The 21,710-nt window shown below is 64.6% G+C and carries 20 protein-coding genes; 15 read left to right on the top strand and 5 right to left on the bottom strand.

Going from position 1 to position 21,710, the window contains the following annotated elements; genetic code table 11:
* Positions 1-88: 88 nt before the first annotated feature.
* From RSO41_RS04810 to RSO41_RS04800, 3 genes are all read right to left on the bottom strand, one after another.
* A complete protein-coding gene (locus RSO41_RS04810; RefSeq protein WP_315617936.1) occupies positions 89-388 on the bottom strand; it encodes a hypothetical protein in 300 nt (99 codons plus the stop codon).
* Between the two features lie 599 nt (positions 389-987).
* A complete protein-coding gene (locus RSO41_RS04805) occupies positions 988-1,611 on the bottom strand; it encodes a TetR/AcrR family transcriptional regulator (protein WP_315617935.1) in 624 nt (207 codons plus the stop codon).
* A gap of 3 nt (positions 1,612-1,614) precedes the next feature.
* Complete coding sequence (locus RSO41_RS04800; RefSeq protein WP_315617934.1) at positions 1,615-2,490, bottom strand: dimethylarginine dimethylaminohydrolase family protein; 876 nt, start codon at positions 2,488-2,490, stop codon at positions 1,615-1,617.
* 100 nt (positions 2,491-2,590) lie between these two features.
* On the opposite strand from RSO41_RS04800, the gene RSO41_RS04795 reads away from it, so the two are divergent.
* From RSO41_RS04795 to RSO41_RS04780, 4 genes are read left to right on the top strand one after another with little or no spacing between them, the layout of a single operon-like run.
* Complete coding sequence (locus RSO41_RS04795) at positions 2,591-3,400, top strand: amino acid ABC transporter ATP-binding protein (protein ID WP_315617933.1); 810 nt, start codon at positions 2,591-2,593, stop codon at positions 3,398-3,400.
* A gap of 2 nt (positions 3,401-3,402) precedes the next feature.
* Positions 3,403-4,179: a transporter substrate-binding domain-containing protein gene (locus tag RSO41_RS04790; protein ID WP_315617932.1), complete on the top strand. Its 777-nt coding sequence runs from the start codon at positions 3,403-3,405 to the stop codon at positions 4,177-4,179.
* Between the two features lie 43 nt (positions 4,180-4,222).
* Positions 4,223-4,945 (top strand): ABC transporter permease subunit, encoded by a 723-nt coding sequence (locus RSO41_RS04785; RefSeq protein ID WP_315617931.1) that lies wholly within the window; start codon positions 4,223-4,225, stop codon positions 4,943-4,945.
* Positions 4,938-5,717, top strand: coding sequence for an ABC transporter permease subunit (locus RSO41_RS04780; protein WP_315617930.1), 780 nt, complete (start codon positions 4,938-4,940; stop codon positions 5,715-5,717). Before RSO41_RS04785 ends, RSO41_RS04780 begins: the two co-directional genes overlap by 8 nt.
* A gap of 119 nt (positions 5,718-5,836) precedes the next feature.
* Here RSO41_RS04780 and RSO41_RS04775 read toward each other — a convergent pair whose 3' ends face one another.
* A complete protein-coding gene (locus tag RSO41_RS04775) occupies positions 5,837-6,796 on the bottom strand; it encodes a DUF1853 family protein (RefSeq protein ID WP_315617929.1) in 960 nt (319 codons plus the stop codon).
* A 94-nt stretch (positions 6,797-6,890) separates the two neighbouring features.
* Here RSO41_RS04775 and RSO41_RS04770 point away from each other — a divergent pair, with 94 nt between their 5' ends.
* From RSO41_RS04770 to RSO41_RS04735, 8 genes are all read left to right on the top strand, one after another.
* Complete coding sequence (locus tag RSO41_RS04770; protein ID WP_315617928.1) at positions 6,891-7,808, top strand: ABC transporter substrate-binding protein; 918 nt, start codon at positions 6,891-6,893, stop codon at positions 7,806-7,808.
* A 23-nt stretch (positions 7,809-7,831) separates the two neighbouring features.
* Complete coding sequence (locus RSO41_RS04765) at positions 7,832-8,983, top strand: ABC transporter permease (protein ID WP_315617927.1); 1,152 nt, start codon at positions 7,832-7,834, stop codon at positions 8,981-8,983.
* Entirely contained in the window at positions 8,980-9,924 is a 945-nt protein-coding gene (locus RSO41_RS04760) for an ABC transporter ATP-binding protein (RefSeq protein ID WP_315617926.1), read from the top strand. The genes RSO41_RS04765 and RSO41_RS04760 overlap by 4 nt, the downstream gene beginning before the upstream one ends.
* Positions 9,917-10,660 (top strand): ABC transporter permease, encoded by a 744-nt coding sequence (locus RSO41_RS04755; protein WP_315617925.1) that lies wholly within the window; start codon positions 9,917-9,919, stop codon positions 10,658-10,660. Before RSO41_RS04760 ends, RSO41_RS04755 begins: the two co-directional genes overlap by 8 nt.
* Before the next feature lie 192 nt (positions 10,661-10,852).
* Positions 10,853-12,076, top strand: coding sequence for a thiamine pyrophosphate-dependent dehydrogenase E1 component subunit alpha (locus RSO41_RS04750; protein ID WP_315617924.1), 1,224 nt, complete (start codon positions 10,853-10,855; stop codon positions 12,074-12,076).
* Between the two features lies 1 nt (position 12,077).
* Entirely contained in the window at positions 12,078-13,055 is a 978-nt protein-coding gene (locus RSO41_RS04745; RefSeq protein WP_315617923.1) for an alpha-ketoacid dehydrogenase subunit beta, read from the top strand.
* 16 nt (positions 13,056-13,071) lie between these two features.
* On the top strand, positions 13,072-14,688 hold the full coding sequence (locus tag RSO41_RS04740) for a dihydrolipoyllysine-residue acetyltransferase (RefSeq protein ID WP_315617922.1): 1,617 nt from the start codon (positions 13,072-13,074) through the stop codon (positions 14,686-14,688).
* 17 nt (positions 14,689-14,705) lie between these two features.
* On the top strand, positions 14,706-16,562 hold the full coding sequence (locus RSO41_RS04735) for a protein kinase domain-containing protein (RefSeq protein ID WP_315617921.1): 1,857 nt from the start codon (positions 14,706-14,708) through the stop codon (positions 16,560-16,562).
* A gap of 12 nt (positions 16,563-16,574) precedes the next feature.
* On the opposite strand, the gene RSO41_RS04730 is transcribed toward RSO41_RS04735, so the two are convergent.
* Positions 16,575-17,234, bottom strand: coding sequence for a GntR family transcriptional regulator (locus RSO41_RS04730; RefSeq protein WP_315617920.1), 660 nt, complete (start codon positions 17,232-17,234; stop codon positions 16,575-16,577).
* 180 nt (positions 17,235-17,414) lie between these two features.
* Here RSO41_RS04730 and RSO41_RS04725 point away from each other — a divergent pair, with 180 nt between their 5' ends.
* The 3 genes from RSO41_RS04725 (at position 17,415) to RSO41_RS04715 (ending at position 21,599) form a co-directional block, all read left to right on the top strand.
* Complete coding sequence (locus RSO41_RS04725) at positions 17,415-18,704, top strand: FAD-binding oxidoreductase (RefSeq protein WP_315617919.1); 1,290 nt, start codon at positions 17,415-17,417, stop codon at positions 18,702-18,704.
* 97 nt (positions 18,705-18,801) lie between these two features.
* Positions 18,802-20,166 carry a Na+/H+ antiporter NhaC family protein gene (locus RSO41_RS04720; protein WP_315617918.1) on the top strand — a complete coding sequence of 455 codons (1,365 nt, stop codon included), beginning with the start codon at positions 18,802-18,804 and terminating at the stop codon, positions 20,164-20,166.
* Between the two features lie 23 nt (positions 20,167-20,189).
* Entirely contained in the window at positions 20,190-21,599 is a 1,410-nt protein-coding gene (locus tag RSO41_RS04715; protein WP_315617917.1) for an FAD-binding oxidoreductase, read from the top strand.
* Positions 21,600-21,710: the final 111 nt, after the last annotated feature.

Here is a 21,710-nt window from a genome sequence, read left to right as displayed (position 1 = left end):
GATTGTCGTTCGCCCTACGCTGATGCAGACCGGTGATCCGTTGGCGCAGGGGCGCGAGGAACCCGACATGATGCATGCCGGGCCAGCGTCACGCCTGACGGCTTGATCGGCTGACGAGACAGGACCTTCGCCGCGTTTCGGAATGGGACGCCGCCGTGCCTCCGGCGCCGTCGAGCGAAGAAGGACTCGACCCTTCGTCGACGATGCCCATGGCGTCGTCCAGGCTTCTGGCCACTGCGCTCCACGGCAATGGCGACCCGGCAAGGTGGCAGTGGTAGAGAGCATCATCGTCGATCTCGACGCGATGGATGTCGTTGCCCCGATTGTCCTGCCACCAATCGGCATGGACATGCTGCCAGCGCGGGGCAAGTGACGTTCCGGTGTTCATGAGCACGTCCCTCCTTCATCGGCGACTCATGCAGAGCGAGAGCTCAGAGGGCTTTCCATATCTGCAGGCGAGGTTCTTCCAACCCGTGCCAGCGTGAGTAGAAATCGAGCCTACGCTTGGCATTGACCAGATCCATTGGCCCCAAATCTTCGTGAGGGGTATGGGAGAGGCAGCCGACTTCCACTGTGTCATGAGCACGGGGGCGTGTTCGGTAGAACAGCTCGGTGCGTGCGTTTCGACGCATGGGCCGCACTCTGGGCCGGGGGCGATTCCCAATGGGAAGATGGGGTAACAGCGATACCGGATTCATACTGCATCCCTCCGAATGGCTTGACGGTCATGGCACGCGATTCTCGTTCGCCATGTATCAGGGCGTGAGGGTGGGCACATATTCGGTGCTGGACCGGCTCAGCCCTCAGCCCTTGCTTCCAGAGTAGTATAAAAACACTGTTTGCAAACGCTGTTTCTTAATCATTCTTCGTTCCGCCAGTCACCGAAGGCACGACGGGCGGATGACGGTTCGGTGAGAACGTCCCTGCCAGCGGTCAACGACCGTAGGCCGTACCGGTGCGTGTCCCGGATGCAGCGCGCGATGATGCCTACCTTGCCGGTGAGGGGGAGGCCGGGATGTCCAGCAGTCGTGAGGTGGCATCGAGGCCGATGGCCTGAAGCTCGTCGATGTCGAGCGTCTCGGTGGACAGGGAGCCCTCGATCCACAGGCCGTCGATAAGCCCGTTGACGGCGACGGAGAGCCGGTGCAGCTCCGTGTCGCTCGGTGCATGGCCGTGCTCCTCCAGTGCCCCGTGGATGAGGTCGCGGAAGGCGAGAGTCGTGCGGGTATACCAGTGCCGACGGATATCGGCCATGGCGTCATCGTAATGGGTGAGGGGGAGAAAGTTGGCCCACAGAAGCAGGCTGTCCGCGGTGACGATCGGTGGCGAAAGGTTGGCCAGCAGGTAGCGTTCGAGACGCTCGCACGCCGTCATGTCGCTGTCGATGGTGCCGTGGGCTGCCTCGAACAGGCGCTCCAGGAAGCGCCGGTAGGCGGCCTGAAGAATGCCATCCTTGCTCTTGAAGTAGAAGCGGATCAGGCCGTTGGTGACGCCGGCATAGTCGGCGATGTTGCGTACCGTGGCTGCAGAGATGCCCTCCCGCGCAATGCAGGTGAGGGTGGCGTCGATCAGGACGCTCTCGCGGTCGTTGCCGGTACGCCGGGTCGCCATGGGTCAGGCCTCGCGCAGGATCGGATTGGTCAGGCAAGTGGGGCCGCCCTCGCAGGCCATGCACAGGGCATCACCGGCGAAGGTGCGTACTCGAATCCCATGCCGCTCCATCACGGCCTTGGTGCCAGGGAAACCATCGATCATCAGACAGTCACCGGGCGAGAGCGGCATGACGTTCAGGTTAAGGCCCAGGGAATCATGGAATTCGGCTTCGGGGGCCGTCACCAGGGTGATACCACGGGCTTTCATCAGGGTCCACAGGGCAGCCGGAATCAGCTTGGGGTGGACCAGATAGAGGTCGTCGGTGAGCGGTGAGATGACCGACATCAGGTGCAGGCAGGCGGCTTCGCCATCCCATACCGGCAGGTCGAAGCCCAGCACCTCGATGCCATGCGGGCCGAGCAGTGCATTCAACTGGCGTACGCCCTCGCGATTGGAGCGGAAGCCCATGCCCACGACGAGAGTGCTGTCGTCGAGCCAGAGGGTGTCGCCTCCCTCGATGCACGCATCGCCGGTCAAGCGCCCTAGCACCGGAATGCCTGCCGCCTCGTAATGGCGCCCGTGAAGCTCGGGTTCTGCAGCGCGCAGTGGCTTGCCCATCTGGAACAGCACGGCGCCGGCACGTGTGATCAGCGAAGCATCGCGGGTGAACATGGCATCCGAGAGGCCGTCGCCATCGTCCTCGATCCATACGATCTCGCTTCCAGAGGCCTGCACCAGTTCGGTGAAGGCATCGTACTGGGCGATTGCCTTGTCGGCATCGAAATGGTCGTTGTAATGCCATTCCGCGGGGTCGGCTTGCTTCAGGCTCGCCCCGGGACGGCGCATCAGCACGCGGGTCATGGGGGCGGCCATCGATTGGCATCCATAGCGGGACATGGGCAGGCTCCATGGCAGGTTGGGATCGTTGACTCGCATATTATACAGATGCATAGTTTATGCAACCGCATAACAACAGGCACAATCCCGGAGCCCCGATGTGAGCGATTCATCGACCACAACCGCCTTCCATAGCGACGCCGTCATCGAGGTCGAGAATCTGCACAAGGCGTATGGCGATGACCGGGTCCTCAAGGGCATCGATCTCTCTGCTGGACGAGGAGACGTCGTCGTACTGATCGGCAGCAGCGGCTCGGGCAAGTCCACGCTACTGCGCTGCCTCAACCTGCTCGAGACGCCCACTGCCGGATCGCTGCGCCTGTTGGGCGAAACGATTCCCTTCCGCGGCCAGGGGGCACGGCACGAACCCGCCGATCGCCGGCAGTTGCGTCGCCTGAGGGCGCGCCTGGGCATGGTCTTCCAGGGGTTCAACCTATGGCCGCACATGACCCTGGAGGCCAACGTCATGGAGGCACCGATCCAGGTGCTGAAGCGTTCGCGGGCTGAAGCGCGCGACGAGGCCCGGGCCCTGCTGGAACGAGTCGGTCTCTACCACCTCCGGAAGGCCTATCCGACAACACTCTCCGGTGGCCAGCAACAGCGTGGTGCTATTGCCCGGGCCCTGGCGATGGGTCCCGAAGCACTGTTGTTTGACGAGCCCACGTCGGCGCTGGACCCCGAGCTGGTCGGGGAGGTGCTGACGGTGATACGCGACCTCGCCAAGGAGGGACGCACCATGATCATCGTGACCCATGAAATGGCGTTCGCCGCCGATGTGGCGGATCGGGTCATCTTCCTCGACCAGGGGGAAATCGCCGAACAGGGGCCGCCCGAACGGGTGTTCGGTGCCCCGGCTGCCCCGCGACTGCAACGCTTTCTGGGCGCGGTCAGTCCATCCCAAGGAGAATGACAATGAAACGACTGCTGCTGACGACGACCCTGACCTCACTTTGCCTGGCCCCGCTGGCGCATGCCGAGGTGACCCGTGTCGGCTTCGCGACCGAACCCTACCCGCCTTTCGCCACACTGGATGCCAGCGGTGAACTGCATGGTTGGGAAGTGGACATCACCCGGGCGGTCTGCGAAGCCGCCGAGCTGGAGTGCGAGATCGTCACGACCTCCTGGGATGGCCTGATTCCCGCCCTGACCGGCGACAAGATCGACTTCATCGCCGCGTCGTTGAGCATTACCGACCAGCGCCGTGAGACCATCGCCTTCTCGGACAAGTACTACCAGACCCCGGCGGCGCTGGCCGGTGCCAAGGGCGTGGCGTTGGAGGCAACGCCCGAAGGTCTCGCCGGCAAGGCGCTCGGGGTGCAGTCCGCCTCCATCCATCAGGCCTATGCCCAGGCACATTTCCCCGAGGCGACCCTGCGACAGTATCAGACACAGGATGAAGCCAATCAGGACCTGTTCGCCGGACGCCTGGATGCCACCCTGGCCGATCGCCTGATCGTCGAGCAGTTTCTGAGCAGCGATGAAGGCCAGCTGTGCTGTGAGATGAAAGGCAACGTGGCCCAGGACCCTGAGACCCTGGGAGAAGGTATCGGCTTCGGGATCCGCCAGGAAGACGACGCCCTGCGTGACCGTCTCAACGAAGGAATCGCCGAGATTCGGGCCAACGGTACCTATGACGAGATCACCGCCCGCTATTTCGACTTCGATATCTACGGTGAGCCCGACGCCTGAGGTGGAGGGTGATGACGGATCTGGCAAGGAGTCGTCCTGAGCCATGAACTATCGCGACATGAGCATGGCGGAGCTGCTTGCGCTGGCGCCGCCTGGTTGGGGCGGCGTCCTGCTCGATGGGCTATGGCTGTCGCTGCAGGTGGCGGGGGGCGGCTATCTGCTGGGGCTGTTGATCGGCATGGCCGGGGCCGCCGGCAAGCTCTCCGGCGGCCCCGTCATCCGCGATCTGCTGGCATGCTATACCACGGTCATTCGTGCGGTGCCGGAGCTGGTGCTGATCCTGTTGCTCTACTTCGCCGTACCCGAGGCCCTTAACCAGTTGCTGGTCATGGTCGGGCAGGGGGAGGTGGAAATCGGCCCCTTTGCCGCCGGCATCGCGGTGATCGCCCTGGTTCAGGGAGCTTATGCCACCGAGGTGATGCGCGGCGCGATTCGCGCCATTCCCGATGGCCAGATCGAGGCGGCCTACTCTCTGGGCATGTCGGCCGCCAAGACCTTCCGGCGTATCACCTTGCCGGCCATGCTGCCGGGAGCGTTGCCGGGGCTCTCCAATCTATGGCTGATTGCCACCAAGGATACAGCGTTGTTGGCGGTGGTCGGTTTCACCGAACTGACCCTGGCCGCGCGTCAGGCGGCCGGTGCCACCAAACACCACCTGCTGTTTCTGTGTGCGGCCGGTGTGCTCTATCTGCTCGTTTCCCTGATTTCGAACCTTGTGTTCAAGGCGCTGGAGCGCCGTGCCACCAGGGGGATGTCACATGGCTGAACGTCGCCTGCCACCGCATCGCCTCGTGTTGATCGCCATCGTTGGGCTGGGTGTCACGATGATGGTGCTGCAAATGCGCTGGGACTGGCTGCTCGACTACCGTGACGCCATCCTGGGCGGACTCTGGTTGACCCTGGTGTTGCTGGTGACCACCAGCGTGGCGGGGTTTCTGTTGGCGATTCCTCTCGGACTGGTGCAGGCAACGGGGCCTCGTCCGTTGGCCTGGTTGGCCCGTTGTTTCTGTACCCTGATTCGCGGCACTCCGTTGCTGCTGCAGATCTGGCTGTTGTACTACGGGCTCGGCTCACTGTTTCCTTACCTGCCAGGCGTGCGCGGGAGTTGGCTGTGGCCCTATCTCACCGAGGCCTGGCCTTACGCCTTCGTGGCCCTGACACTGTCGTTCGCCGGCTATGAGGGAGAGGTAATGCGCGGTGGCTTCGCCGGTGTGCCCAGAGGCGAGCTGGAGGCAGCACGCTCGCTCGGCATGCATCCGCTGACGATCCTGCGGCGCATCTGGCTGCCTCGGGCCGTGCAGCGCGTGCTGCCGACCCTCAACGGTGAGCTGATCATCCAGCTCAAGGCCACGCCGCTGGTCGCTACCATTGCCGCGGTGGATACCTATGCCGTGTTCGGGCGTATCCGACAGGAGACCTACCTGGTCTATGAACCGTTGCTGCTGATGGCCCTGATCTATCTGATCCTGGCCGGCCTGATCACTCTGGCCTTCGGTGCCCTGGAACGCTCATGGTCTCGTCGCGCTGCCGGCGATTGAGACTCGCGCGTCATCTTGCCCACCACGCCGTTGCCGTGTCGGGTTTTTTGCCCACGTCATGGGAACCTTATCTTCGCTTGTCTGCTGGAGAGTCTTTGCCGGGAACAGGGCGCTGATGCTCAAGGCGGGCCGGGCGGCAGCGGCACCTGGCGTGGCCAGGCATCGTCGACCACGAAGAGACGTCGCCAGCCGTGGGCAGGGTCGTGCAAGGCGAGCTGTCGTGGTGCGCCGCCGCTGGCGAAGTGCCAGTCGAGCCAGCTCGCAAGTGCCGCGAGTGGCATGAGTTCATCCTGGCGGGGTGGGGCCAGCCAGTGTGGCTTGCCCATGCAGGCGCCTCGCGTCTGCGCGGGTAGCGCTGCGGCAATGGAGGACCAGTCCCGCCAGTGCAGCCATTGCCCGCGGCGATGTGCGGGGTGGGCCTGATGAGGCGCCGGTATCCGGTGTCGGTAGGGATAGAAGAGCACGCCGGGCATCGCCAGCCGCTGATGCAACCGAGCGCCGAAGGCCATGCCGAGCCGTTGCGATATAGCGTGCTGCGCCTCCGGCATGTCCGCCATGGGTAACTGATGGCGTTCCAGGTGGGTCCGTTTGATGGCCAGGCTGTCGAGCCCGCCCGGGCCGATCCAGCGGGCCTGGTCGCGCGCCTCGCCGGGCCCCTCCGGCAGGCCCAGATAGAACTTGATGGCCACCTCGAGGTGCACCGGCGTGGGATCATTGTCATGCCGGTAGAGCAGGTCGAGTTCGCCCAAGGTGCGGCGTTCGCGCGCGATCGGCAGGTTATGCGCCAGCAGTCGAGTCGTCGGGGCGGTCTCCAGCAGGTGCTGCCACAGTCGTTCGTGATAATGTCCCAGGCGTGTCGCGCCGGGAGCCCCGGCCTTGGCCTCCAGGGCGTCGGGATGGGCCGCCTGGCTATCGAGATAGCCGTGAAGCCTCTCGAAGGTGCCGAGGCCGAGAGCGCTCCGAGTCGGGCGGCCCGGCCAGGCCAGAGCCAGCAGGTCCGGGGCCAGCAGCAACCAGGCAAGATCCCTGACCAGAGGGTGCTGCCAGCGTTCCAGGAAGTCGGTATCGTGGGGTGGCATGCGCCCTCGCTACGGCGTTGAGATGCCGTTCTGACAGTCCGTTGAGTCGAGCCTTATACTCTCAGGATACATACACAGCCAGCAGGTGCTAATGATGAACCCTGTACTGACGCGTCTCGCCGCCGCGGCGGCCGGTACCTTGATGACCCTGTCCGTGGCCCAGGCCGATGATTCGCCGGTAGTGGTGGCCTCCAAGATCGATACCGAAGGCTCGGTGCTCGGTCAATTGATCCTGCAGCGCCTGGAAAGTGGCGGCATCGAGGTGGAAAACCGCCTGCAGCTAGGCACCACCAGTATCGTGCGCGAGGCGCTCATGGCAGGGGAAATCGACCTCTATCCGGAATATACCGGCAATGGCGCCTTCTTCTTCGACATGGCCGACAGCCCCGCATGGAAGGATGCCGAGCAGGCCTACCAGACGGTCAAGGAAGCGGATCGCGAACGCAACGGCCTGGTCTGGTTGACCCCGGCGGAAGCCAACAACACCTGGGCGATCAGCGTTCGGGGCGAGCTGGCTCGCGAACACGACCTCGCGAGTCTCGAGGACCTGGCGGATTATCTCGACGAGGGCGGCGACTTCAAGCTGGCGGCCAGTGCCGAGTTCGTCGAGTCGCCCCAAGCCTTGCCGGCGTTTCAGGAAGCCTATGGTTTCGATCTTGCCGACGACCAGCTGCTGGTCCTTTCCGGCGGCAACACCGCCGCGACCATGCGGGCCGCCGCCCAGCAGACCAGTGGCGTCAATGCCGCCATGACCTACGGCACCGACGGAGGGCTCAAGGCCCTGGACCTGGTCGTGATGGACGATACGCTTGGCGTGCAGCCGGTCTACCAGCCGACGCCGGTGGTGCGCGAGAGCGTGCTGGACGCGCATCCCGAGATCGAAACCCTGTTGGCACCGGTCTTCGAGGCCCTCGACCGCGATACCCTTCAGCGCCTCAATGGCGACGTGGCGGTCAAAGGACTCGACCCGGCCAAGGTGGCGTCCGACTTCCTCGACAACCTGGATAGCTGAGGTCGGGCGTGCGCAGGGAGGCGATGCAGCCAAACATTGTCCTGGTCAGTCTGTTGCTTGCCGCCCTGGTCGTCTGGCTGGGGCTCGATGCGGTGAGCGTGGCGCCCAACCGTATCGTGCCCGGGCGCGGCGTCGACGCCCTCGGGGTTGCCGGATGGGGTGGGGTGGCGCTGAGTGTCGCTCCCATGCTCGTCGTGCTGGGGCTGGCCTGGCGCCCGACGCCGAACCGCTTGCGATGGTCGGCAGGACTGGTGGTGGCGATGCTCTCGGCATTGCCGGTCTGGTTGCTCGTCGCGGCGGCCCTCACGGTCGATTCGGACATGCCCCAGGCGCGCATGGGGATTGGTGCCGGCATCTGGGCGACGCTGTTCTTGCTGCTGCTGGCATTGATCGAACTGCGTAACCGCCTGGCGATGTCCCGTGCGCTGGGTTGGGCGTTGTTGCTGGTGCCCCTGGCGAGTCTCGCCGCCTGCCTGTCGTTCGGGCTGGCGCCCCTGGCGTTGCGCCAGGAGTACCAGGGGCGCAGCGCCGCCTTCCTGTCGGCCATCGGCGAACACCTGCTGCTGGTCGGCGTGGCCGTTTCCCTCAGCCTCCTGCTGGGCGTCGGCCTGGCCATGACGATGCGGCACTGGCCGCGGGCTCAGCGTGTCGGTTTCGCGATTCTCAACTTCCTGCAGACGATTCCCAGCCTGGCGCTGTTCGGCCTGCTCCTGGCCCCCCTGGCCTGGCTCTCGAATCGCTTCGACTGGCTGGCCGCGCTCGGTGTCAGCGGCATCGGCTGGGCGCCGGCCTTGCTGGCGCTGGTCGGCTACAGCCTGCTGCCCATGGTACGCAATACCTATGTGGCGCTGGACGAAGTCGCGCCCGACGTCATCGATGCAGCGCGGGGCATGGGCATGAGCCGTGGCCAGGTGTTCCGCCAGGTGCGCCTGCCGCTGGCGCTGCCGGTGATCCTGGAGGGCATTCGCATCACCACCGTGCAGGCCATCGGCCTGACGGCGGTGGCGGCCCTGATCGGTGCCGGTGGCCTTGGCACCTTCATCTTTCAAGGGCTCGGGCAGGCCGCCATGGACCTGGTGCTGCTCGGCGCCTTGCCGATTCTCGTCATGGCGCTGGTGGCGGACGCGCTGCTGGGCGCCTTGACCGACCTGCTGCGCCCGGGAGGGGCGACATGATCGAATTGATCCACGTGACCAAGCGCTTCGGCGACGCCGTGGCGGTGGATGATGTCTCGCTGAGCGTGGGCAAGGGCGAGTTATGCGTGCTGGTCGGCACGTCGGGCTGCGGCAAGTCCACGACCCTGCGCATGATCAATCGACTCATCGAGCACAGCGATGGCGAGATCCACCTGGATGGTCAGCCGGTGAGGGAATTCCGCGAAGAGGTGCTGCGCCGTCGCATCGGCTACGCCATCCAGAGTACCGGCCTGTTCCCGCACTGGACCGTCGAGCGCAATATCGGTCTGGTGCCGAGGCTATTGAAGTGGCCGGCCCGCCAGGTGCGCGAGCGGGTCGAGGAGCTGATGGCGCTGTTCGACCTCTCCATGGCGGAATTCGCCGACAAGTACCCGAGCCAGCTCTCCGGCGGCCAGGCCCAGCGTGTCGGTGTGGCACGGGCGCTGGCCGCCGACCCCGAGATTTTGCTGATGGACGAGCCTTTCGGCGCCCTGGATCCGATCACCCGGGAGTCGCTGCAGGACGAGCTGGCCCGTCTGCAGGCCCGCCTGCACAAGACCATCGTCTTCGTCACCCATGACATGGACGAGGCGCTGCGACTGGCAGATCGCCTGGTGGTCATGAATCAGGGGCGCATCATCCAGCAGGGGCATCCCATCGAACTGCTGCGCGAGCCTGCCGACGACTTCGTCGAATCCCTGCTCGGCGGTGAGGACCGTGGCCTCAAGGAAGCCGCGTTGCTGCCGGTCAGCGAGCGGATGTCGCCGCTCGGCCCGCGCCTGGTGGCCAAGGAGCGCATCGCCCAGAACGCGACCCTGCGCGAAGCGTTGTCGATCATGCTGTGGCGCCATGTCGAGCACCTCGCCGTGGTCGATGACGATGACATCCCCATCGGGGAGCTGTCCCTGCGTCGCCTGGTCGGAGCCCGGGGCCATGAGTAGTGCACGGTTGTCGCGTCGGCATGGCTGGCTCGCTCCCCTGGTGTGGTCCTCGCTGTTGCTGCTTGCCTGTTTGGGCATGGGGTGGTTGGAAGGGCTGTTTCGCCTCGTCGAGCCAGACAGTCAGGCGGTGATCTATGATCGGGCCGACTTCTTCGTTCTGCTGGGACGTCACCTGCTGGTGGTGGGCATCGCCGCCTTGCTGGCCATCCTGCTGGGCGTGGGCGGGGCGGTGGCCGTGACGCGCCCCGGCGGGCGCGACTTCCTGCCCCTGGTCGGCCAGCTGGCGTCCATCGGCCAGACCTTCCCGCCCGTGGCTGTGCTGGCGCTCGCCGTGCCGGTGCTGGGCTTCGGCACGTTGCCGATCATCGTGGCCCTGCTGCTCTACGGGTTGCTGCCGATCGTGCGCAATACCCTGGCCGGGCTCGAGGGCATCGATCCCGGCGTGACCGAGGCTGCGCGCGGCATGGGCATGACCGGAGGGCAGCGCCTGCGCCAGGTCGAACTGCCGCTGGCCGCCCCGGTGATCCTGGCCGGCATCCGCACCTCGGTGACCATCAATATCGCCACGGCCGCCATCGGGGCAACGGTGGGGGCGAGCAACCTGGGCGACCCGATCATCTCCGGCATCGTCAATGGCAATACCGCCTACGTCCTGCAGGGTGCGCTGCTGATCGGCCTGCTGGCACTCAGCGTGGACAGCCTGTTCGCGCGGCTGCAGCCGACTTCGTCATCCTGAGGCCAAGGCGCATGCGCTACGCTGTCGGGAGAGGCTGCAATCTCGCGAGACGTGATGCGAAACCTCTTCCGTGGACTATTCTTTATTTACAGTTTACGTTAACGTCAAATTGTTGCGTTGATCGGTGTCGGGGCAACCCCCTGGCGGACCGAAGGAATAGAAACAACACTGCCCTCAAAAGGGGTAAGGACCATGACGATGACAACAACGCGAGAGACCTCCGCGCTGGAATTTCTGGCCGGGGACGAGTACAGCATTCCTACCTATCGCGTCCTGTCCCAGGACGGTCGGCTCATCGAGGGCGCCGACGCCCCCGCGCTCGAGCGGGATAAGGCGCGCCGCATCTATCAGGCCATGCTCGCTACCCGCGTGATGGACGAACGCATGATGGCGGCGCAGCGTCAGGGGCGGCTCAGTTTCTACATGCAGTGTACCGGCGAGGAAGCCGCCGTCGTTGGTGCCACGGCAGCACTCGACGACGCCGACATGATCATGGCCCAGTATCGCGAGCAGGGAGCGCTGGTCTATCGGGGCTTCAGCTTCGACGAGTTCATGAACCAGCTGTTCGGCAATGAGCTCGACTATGGCAAGGGGCGGCAGATGCCGGTCCACTATGGCTCGCGCAAGCTGCATTACATGACCATCTCGTCGCCGCTCGGCACCCAGATTCCCCAGGCCACTGGCTATGCCTATGGCCAGAAACTGGCCGGGGAGGGGCTGTGCACCCTGGTGTTCTTCGGCGAGGGCGCCGCTTCCGAGGGCGATTTCCATGCCGCCCTGAACATGGCGGCGGTGCACGAGGCCCCGGTGATCTTCTTCTGTCGCAACAACGGCTATGCGATTTCCACGCCCACCGTCGAGCAGTTTGCCGCCGACGGCGTGGCGCCCCGTGCCCTGGGATATCGCATGCACGTGATCCGCATCGACGGCAACGACATCCTGGCGGTCTACCGGGCCACCGAAGAGGCGCGTCGCATCGCGGTGGAGCAGAACAAGCCGGTGCTGATCGAGGCCATGACCTATCGCCTGGCGGCGCATTCGTCGTCGGACGATCCCTCCGGCTATCGCTCGAAGAAGGAGGAAGAGGCCTGGCGCGAAAGAGACCCGATTCTGCGCATGAAGCACTGGATGGTCGAACGCGACTGGTGGAGCGACGACGAGGAACAGTCGCTCCAGGAGGAACTGCGCCGCGAGGTGCTGGAAACCATGAAGCGTGCCGAGAAACGTCCGCCACCCGCCCTGGGGACCCTGGTGACCGATGTCTACGCCGATGTCACCCCGGCGTTGCAGCGCCAGCTCGATGCCCTGGAGGCGCATATCCGTCGTTATCCCGATGCCTACCCCAAAGGGGCCAGTTCGCTGGACCCGGACGTGAAGGGTAGTACCGATGCATCGACCGACCAGGGAGGGGCCTGAAATGCCGAACATGAACATGCTGCAGGCCATCAACAATGCCCTGGATGTCGCCATGGCCGAGGACGAGCGGGTACTGTGCTTCGGCGAGGACGTGGGCAGTTTCGGCGGCGTCTTCCGCGCCACCAGCCACCTTCAGGAGAAATACGGGCACGCCCGCTGCTTCAATACCCCGATCGTCGAGCAGGGCATCGTCGGCTTCGCCAATGGCCTGGCCTCCCAGGGCTCGGTGCCGGTGGCGGAGATCCAGTTCGCCGACTACATCTTTCCGGCCTTCGACCAGCTCGTCAACGAGACTGCAAAGTTCCGCTATCGCTCGGGCGATCTGTTCAATGTCGGTGGTCTGACCCTGCGCGCGCCCTATGGGGGCGGCATCTCGGGGGGCCATTATCACTCCCAGTCGCCGGAAGCCTACTTCGCGCACACGTCCGGGCTGAAGGTCGTGATACCGCGCAACCCCTACGAGGCCAAGGGGCTGCTGCTGGCGTCGATCCGCGATCCGGACCCCGTGCTGTTCTTCGAACCCAAGCGGCTCTATCGTGCCTCCACCGGCGAGGTGCCCGAGGAAGACTATCAACTGCCACTCGGCGAGGCCGAGGTCACCCGGGAGGGTACCGATGTCACCCTGGTGGGCTGGGGCGCCCAGATGGAAGTCATCGACCGCGCCGTGGAGCTTGCCGAAAAGGACGGGATCTCCTGCGAGGTGATCGACCTGCGCACCATCCTGCCCTGGGACGAGGACACCGTGGCCGATTCAGTACTCAAGACCGGTCGCCTGGTGGTGACGCACGAGGCGCCGCGCACCGGTGGCTTCGCCGGCGAGATCGCCGCCGCCATCCAGGAGCGCTGCTTCCTGTACCTGGAATCGCCCGTCATGCGCGTGACCGGCCTGGATACGCCCTTCCCGCTGACCCTGGAGAAGGAGTACCTGCCGGACCACCTCAAGATCCACGAGGCCATCCGCGCCAGCGTGAACTATTAAGGACGGGAGACATATCATGACCGAGTTCAAGCTGCCCGATATCGGCGAAGGTATCGTGGAGTGTGAAGTCGTCGAGTGGCGTGTTCAGGAAGGCGACGAGATTGCCGAGGACCAGCCGGTGGTCGAAGTGATGACCGACAAGGCGCTGGTCGAGATCACCGCGCCGGCGACGGGGCGAGTGACCCGGCTGCATGTGGCCAAGGGCGAGACCGCCCGGGTGCATGAGCCTCTGTTCGCCTATGAATCCGGGGACGACGAGGCGGCGGGAGACACACGCGACCGGCACGACGCCGATGTCCCCTCGCAGCAGGAGGTGGCGTCAGGTGCACCGGCGTCTCCGGCGGCCGAAGGTCCGGCCCGGGAATTCATCCTGCCGGATATCGGTGAAGGCATCGTCGAATGCGAGATCGTCGAGTGGCGCATTCAGGAAGGCGACACCATCGACGAGGACCAGCCGGTGGTCGACGTGATGACCGACAAGGCCATGGTCGAGATCACCGCACCGGCATCGGGCCGAGTGAGTCGGCTGCATGTTGCCCAGGGCGAGATCGCCCGGGTTCACGAGCCGTTGTTTGCTTACATCCCGGACGCCGATGACACGGAGGCTGCGCAGGCACCCGAGCGCAAGGCAGGGGCGACTCGGGCGGAGCATGCCGCTGCACCGTCCCGCGCCGCCGGGCCGTCCCCGAGTGAGCGCCGAGATGACGGTGGCCGGGGCAAGGGGCAGGGCGCCTACGGCCGGATACCGGCCAGTCCCGCCGTGCGGCGACTGCTGCGCGAGCACGACCTGCGCCTGGAGCAGGTACCCGGTTCCGGCAAGGACGGCCGGGTGCTCAAGGGCGACGTGCTGGCCTATCTGGAGACGGGGGGCGACGAGGCGACCGCCGGGGCCGCCGCCACAGCGCCCGGCACCGACGAGGTCAGGGCCGAAACGCGGATCGAGCCGCTGCGCGGCGTGCGGGCCGCCATGGCCAGGCGAATGGTGGAGTCCGCCTCGACCATCCCGCATTTCCAGTACGGCGAGGAGATCGATGTCACCGAGCTGCTGGCCCTGCGGGAGCGACTCAAGCCGCGTGCCGAGGCCAGCGAGACGCGCCTGACGCTGATGCCTTTCTTCATGAAGGCTCTGGCGCTGGCGGTCGAGGCATATCCGATCCTCAACAGTCGGCTCGACGCCGAGGCGGAGGAGATCCACTACCTGCCGCACTGCAACGTCGGCATGGCCGTCGACGGCAAGGCCGGCCTGATGGTGCCCAACGTCAAGCGTGTCGAGCACCGCTCGTTGCTGGAGATCGCCGGCGAGGTCCAGCGGCTGACCGCCGATGCACGAGACGGTCGCGTGACCCAGTCGGACCTGCGCGATGGCACCATCAGCATCTCCAACATCGGGGCCCTGGGCGGTACCTATGCCGCGCCGATCATCAACGCCCCCGAGGTGGCCATCGTCGCCATCGGCAAGACCCAGTGGCTGCCGCGCTTCGACGACAAGGGCGACGTGGTGTCGCGGGCCATCATGACCGCCACCTGGGCCGGCGATCACCGGCTGATCGACGGCGGCACCATCGCCCGGTTCTGCAATGTCTGGAAGGGCTTCCTGGAGAATCCGGAAACGATGTTGCTGGAGTTGCGCTAGAGAGTGAGCGACCCATCATGACCCAGGCGCCCCTGCAGCAGTTCTATATTCCGGAGGACCAGTCGGTCTATCTGCTCAGCCACCACGACGCGCGCAAGCTGCGCGAATGGGTGGCGCTGTGCAAGGCGCAGCTCGAGCAGCTCGGCTACCGGCATATCGAACTGATCGGCAAGGGCGCTTATGGCTTCGTGTTCGCCGGCGTGACCGCGCTTGGCGAGCAGTACGTCTTCAAGTTCACCCGGGTCAACCTGTCCCAGCGCATCCAGGACCGCCTCGAGGAAGAGGCCTTCATGCTGGAACAGGTCGCTCATCCCCGGATTCCCAAGCTGATTGTCTTCCAGCGTGTGCGCCACCAGTCGATCCTGGTAATGCAGCGTGCACCGGGCATCAATCTGGAAGAACTCTCCCTGCGGGAAGGGCGCCTGCCACCCCGACTGATCGTGCGCATCGCCGATCAGCTCGCCGGCATCCTGCGGGCATTGCGCCGCGAGACCGGGCCGGCGGGGCGTCCAGTGGTGCACGGCGACATCAAGCCCTCCAACCTGGTCTTCGACGAGCAGGCCGAGACGATCGCGCTGATCGACTGGGGCTCGTCGGTGTTCGCCCAGCTCGACGCCAACCAACAGTTCGTCGCCGCCAACGTCATGGAGCTGATGTCGGACAATCTGCAACAGACCAATGCCCGGCTGGGCGATGTCTACTTCATCGGCGAGGAACAACTCAACGGCGCCCTGTCATCGCCGCGTTTCGACGAGCAGGGCACGGCCGGCACGCTCTATGCGCTGGCCTCGGCCCAGTCCTGCCGGTTCGGCCACCGAGCCATTCCGGCCACGTCGCTCGGTCTTCCCCGGGAGTTCGCCCGCATGCTCGACGGCATGCTGGATCCGGACCCCGAGGTGCGACGCCGCGCGGGAGACCATTTCACCCGCGAAATGCCGCGCCTGGCCAGGCTCGTCATGCTCGACCTGCCGGAGCCTCCGGAGACGCCCCTGGTACCGGTGTGGAGCCGTGCCGCCGGTCGCGAGATCGACACCGTGGTCTACAGCTCGCGCAAGTCCTTCCTGCGCGAGGAGGGCGGCCGCGAGACCCTGAACGACGTCAACGACGTCCAGCTCGATCGCTACTACAAGAACTTCATGCAAGGCATGGGCGAGACCGAGAAGGCCTTCCTGGCGGCGGTGAGCCGGCTGGGCAACTATCCGGTCGTGGGGGGCCTGGCGGTCCGCTGGGAGGCCGAGGGCGTCTACATCGACACCTCGCTCAACCTGCACGATCCCTCGCTCAAGCCGGCCTTCGTCGCCGCCGTCAACAACATGGTCAGCCTGGCCCGGGCCATTCATCGGCGCGGCATCTTCAAGAGCTGCCTGTTCAATGCCCGCGATACCCTCCACCTGGAGCGCGAGGGGCCGGATCGTCCCTTCGTGATCACGCCGGACCTGCGGCTCGAATACGAGGTCAGTGCCGTCCCCGAGCTGGAAGACCGCTCCCGGCTGCACAGCTACTTCGAGGATGGACCGGACCCGGACGAGTTCCTGGTATTGCCGGAGGCCATCATCACCTCGCTCGAAGCCCTGAACGAGATCCACCATACCGGGATGATCATCTTCGAGGCGTTGCCCGAGCACCTCAAGATCCATAGCCACTATCGCCTGCTCGATCCGTCCCGGGAGGCGGAATTTCGCCAACGGCTCGATGACATCCTCGATGCGGTGGGGTTGATCGAAGGACTCGGCGTCTCGGGCTTCATGAAAATGCCCTACAAGGACACCCGCTTCTTCCCCCACGTGGCGCGCCAGCCCGAGCGTTTCTACCCCCGCGACCCACGTGCCGCCATGGCGGCGATGCAGGCCGACCACGACAGCCGAAGCCCATGACAGCGCGAACGGCTACTCCAGCAGCATCATGCCTTGTTCGATATCGGCGGCGATCGCCTGACAGAAGCCTTCCCGATCCCCATTCCTGAGCGCCTGCGTCACCTCACGATGGTAATCGTCGGCGATGCTCGATGCCCCCCAGCGGGTGCAGATGTAGCGCATGCTCGGCCCATATTGCAGCCACAGGATCTCGACCAATGGCAACAGGACCCGGGACTGGCTGAGACGATAGATATGGAAATGGAACCGGTAATTGTCGCGCATGTAGTCGACGAGATCGCCCTGGGCGATGGCGGCATTGATCCGTTGATCGATCCATTCCAGAGCGTCGATATCGGCGTCGACGATATCGTCGAAGGCATGGCGTGACAGCTCGGTTTCCAGGTTCTTTCGCGCAAACAGGATTTCGTGGAAACGGTCGTGGCTCAACTCGGGCACGATGATCTTGCGGCTATCGGAAAACATCAGCGCCCCCTCGGTGACCAGCCAGCGTACCGCCTCCCGGGCCGGCATGGTGCCGGTATCGTATTCCGATGCAATGCGCCGAATCGAGATCACCTCGCCGGGCGTGAATCCCCCTTCGCAAAGGCGCACACGCAAGGCCCGATGCAGTCGGGTCGAGGCAGTGTCGGGCGAAAAAGCGTTGTGAGTGGCGGTCGGTTCCGGAGTCATTCGGTGTGCCATGGCCTGTTGCGAGATGAGGGGGCGAGACAGGGTTTCAGCTTACCCGAACTCGTCTGGCGGTTCACGAACCCCGGTGCGCCTTGTGCCTGTCATGGGGGACTGCTAGTGTGATCACAGTAGATGTGATCACACGTGGTCGGCTACTCGATTCGACCTCAGGGAGCAGGAATGACACAAGAACGCTGCGCATCCTATTACACCGCCTCGATGGTCGAGGCGTCTGCCTATCCGCGGCTGGAAGGCGAGCATCGGGTCGACGTGGCCATCATCGGCGGCGGCTTTACCGGCGTGTCCACGGCGGTCGAACTGGCGGAGCGCGGTTACCGTGTTGCCATCGTCGAGGCCAACAGGATCGGCTGGGGGGCCAGCGGTCGCAACGGCGGGCAGGTGACCGGCAGCCTCTCCGGCCAGGACGCCATGACCCGGCAAATGCGCCGCACGCTGGGCGATGAGGCCGAGGCATTCGTCTGGAACCTGCGCTGGCGCGGACATCGGATCATCAAGCAGCGCGTCGAGAAATATGCGATTCCCTGCGACCTCAAGTACGGGCATCTGCAGGCGGCCTACAAGCCCAGCCACGTCAAGGCATTGCGCCAGGACTTCGAGGCATCACGGCACCATGCCATCGGCGAGCATGTGCACTGGCTCGACGCCGACGAGTTGCGCGGCGTCATTGGCACGGACTTGTACCACGGTGCGATCCGCAACGATTACAACATGCACTTGCACCCGCTCAACCTGTGCCTGGGCGAAGCCCGCGCGGCGGCGAGCCTGGGAGCGTTGATCTTCGAAAACTCGCCGGTGGTCGATATCGAGCATGGCGATACGCCGGTGGTGGTCGGCGAGCACGGCCGGGTGACGGCCGACAGCGTGATCCTTGCCGGCAACGCCTACCATCGCCTGGAGCGCCAGCAGCTCAAGGGCAAACTGTTTCCGGCATCGCTGGGCATCGTGACCACCGCGCCACTGGCACCCGAGCAGGTGAATGCCATCGACCCACAGGACCTGGCGGTCTACGACACGCGTTTCGTGCTCGATTACTACCGGCTGACCGCCGACAAGCGGCTCCTCTTCGGTGGTGGGGCCAACTATTCCGGCCGCGACTCGGCAGATATCGCAGGCGAACTGCGGCCGCGCCTGGAGCACACCTTCCCGCAACTCAAGGGCATTGCCATCGATTTTCAATGGCAAGGCATGGCGGGCATCGTGATCAACCGCATTCCCCAGCTCGGCAAGCTCTCGCGCAATGTCTATTACGCCCAGGGGTACTCGGGCCACGGCATTGCGACCTCGCACATCGTCGGCGAGATCATGGCCAATGCCGTTTCCGGAACCCTCGAGGAATTCGATGCCTTCGCCGAGGTTCGACACCTCCGCATTCCGCTTGATGACCGTCTCGGCAACGCGCTGCTCGCGGTCGGCATGTGGTACTACCAACTGCTCGAAAAACTCAAATAACCGCGACTTACCGTCATTCAGGAGACGCTGAACATAGACATTTGTGCAGTGTTTCCTTCACGAACGTACAACAACAATTCCGCTGAGGTAAGACACGATGGAATATGACAATCCCCTTGTCCTGCTACCCACGGCAATCGTCCTGATACTCGCATTGTGGACACGCAGGGCCCTCGAACCCCTGGTCCTGGGGGCCTTCATCGGCACCCTGATGATCGACCCCGGCAATGCCCTGAGCAGCCTCACCGGTGACCTGCTCGCGGTCATGACCAATGAGGATGTCGCCTGGGTCATCATGGTCTGCGGTCTCATGGGCAGTATCATTGCGCTGCTGCTCAAGTCCGGCTCCTCCCGGGCCTTTGCGGAAAAGCTGATGCGTTATACCACCAACAAGCCTCGCGCACTGCTGGGCTGCTGGATCATGGGCATCATCCTGTTCGTCGACGACTACCTGAACTCCCTGGCCGTCGGCACCTCGATGCGCAAGGTCACCGACCGTTTCAAGACGTCCCGGGAAATGCTGGCCTATGTCATCGACTCGACGGCGGCGCCCATCAGTGTGTTGATTCCGATCTCGACCTGGGCGGTGTTCTTCGGCGCGCTGCTCGAAACCAATGGCGTGGCGGAAGATGGCCAGGGGGTGTGGACCTATATCGGCGCCATTCCTTTCATGTTCTATCCATGGATCGCCGTGATCCTGGTGCCGCTGTTCATCTTCCGCTGGATTCCCGCCTTCGGCCCCATGAAGAAGGCCGAGCAGCGTGCCGAAGGGCAGGGGCAGTGCGTGCCGCCCGGTGCCGAGCATATCGACGACGAAATCGCCCATCTCGAGGCGGATACCAATTCGAAAGGCAGCATCTGGTCCTTCCTGTTGCCCATGGCCTCGCTGGCATTCTTTACCTGGTGGTTCGATCTGGATTTCCTGATGGGGATCTTCGTTACCCTGGCCGGCATGATCGTGGCTTTCATCGGGCTCAAGAAACTTTCGCCCAGCCAGACGTTCGATAATGTGCTGGAAGGCTTCAAGTCGATGATGGATGCCCTGGCCGTACTGGTCGCCGCCTTTCTCTTCAATGAAGTCAACACCTCGCTGGGACTCGCCGACTATGTCATCACCACCGTCGAGCCCCTGGTCAGTGCCGAAATGCTGCCCTTCATCATCTTTACCGTCATGGGCTTCGTTTCCTTTGCCACCGGTTCCAACTGGGGCGTCTTCGTGATCATCCTGCCGATCGTCGCCGTGCTGGGGGAGAATCTCGGGGCCGACATGACCCTGGTAATCGGCGCCACCCTGTCCGCCAGTACCTTCGGCAGCCACGCCTGCTTCTATTCCGACGCCACGGTACTGACCGCCCAGGCCAGCGGCTGCACACCCTTCCAGCACGCCTTCACCCAGTTGCCCTATGCCGCCCTGGCAGGATGCATTGCCGCCGCGGGTTACCTGGTGCTGGGCTACATGTAACCTCCGAGACAAGCAGGTACGCCATGCACAACGACGCGTATCGCAACTTCTGGACCACCACCCTGGGCGAGCGGCCAGGGGCACGCCCGCACCTGGCCGCCAATATCCAGGCCGATGTCGCCATCGTCGGTGCCGGTTTTACCGGGCTATGGACCGCGTATTACCTGAAGCGCCTTGCCCCGGAGCTGGAAGTCGTCGTGCTCGAGGCCGAACGGGTTGGCCATGGTGCCTCGGGCCGCAACGGTGGCTGGGTGGTGGGCAATCTCGCCGGGCTGGAGCGGCACATCGGGGGCCTGTCACGGGAAGAGCGGCGAACCTGTTGTGGCGTGGTGGCCGATAACGTCGACGAGATCGGTAGGGTGCTGGCGCGCGAAGAGATTGATGCCGACTTCAACAAGGGCGGCGCGATCTATGCGGCGGCCCGCTACCGGGACCAGGTCGCCATCCAGCGTGACTACCTGCAGCATCTGCACGAACTCGGTCACCGCGAGGCGGACTGCCACTGGCTGGATGCCGACCAACTCGCGGAGATAGCCCGATTCCGAAACGGCCATGGTGGCATCTACCATCGCCAGGTCGCCACCGTGAACCCGGCCAGGCTGGTCAATGGCCTGGCCGAACGCGTCGAACGCCTGGGCGTAACGATCCACGAGCAGAGTCGTGCCGAGACCCTGGCGCGCAACAAGGTGAACACGCGCGAAGGGAGCGTCGAGTCACCGATGATCGTCTGTGCCACCGAGGGGTACGCCGATCGCTTCCATGATTTCAAGCGGCATGTGATTCCGGTGCAGAGCCTGGTGATTGCCACCGAGCCGCTATCGGACGCCCTCTGGCAGGAAATCGGCATGGCCGAGCGACCCGCCTTCGCCGATGCCAGCCGGCTGATCAATTACGGCCACCGCAGCGCCGACGGACGCATCGTCTTCGGTGCCCGTGGCAGCTATCGATTCGGGGCCAGGTCCAAGGCCGACCAGGCGATCGGCGACGATGCCATACGCATGCGGCGGGACCTGCTGGTGGACCTCCTGCCCGCCCTGGAAGGCGTGAGGATCGAGCATGGCTGGGGCGGTTCGCTCGGGCTGTCGCGCAACTTCCGCCCGCACGCGATTCTCGACCGTCGCAACGGCCTTGCCACCGCGGGCGGCTATGCCGGCGAGGGCGTGGCCGCCTCGCACCTGTTCGGTCGAACCCTGGCGGACATGATCCTCGAGCGCGATACCGAACTGGCACGGATGCCCTGGGCCTTCGCCGACGCCAGTCACCGGCAGTTGATCAAGCGCTGGGAAGTCGAACCCTTGCGCTGGCTCGCCGCTCAAGCGATCACCTTCAGCTATGCCGGGGAAGAGGCGCTGATGCGCCGCGGCAAGCCGGCACCGCTGCTCAAGCCCGCACTGCAACGGATGAACGATTGTTTCGCCTCGGTGATTGAATGAGGACCAAGCGATCGATGCCACTTCGGGCATGAGGACGGTCCCAGCGGGTTCTGGCGAGGGGCGCCGGGGACAGACCATAGGACATGAGGTTATAGCGACAGTCTGGCAATA

Source organism: Halomonas sp. I1 (genome assembly GCF_032334135.1).
In the GTDB taxonomy this organism is placed as follows: Bacteria; Pseudomonadota; Gammaproteobacteria; order Pseudomonadales; family Halomonadaceae; genus Halomonas.
Note: the sequence above shows the minus strand (reverse complement) of the source record. Positions and strands in the feature narration are given on the sequence as shown.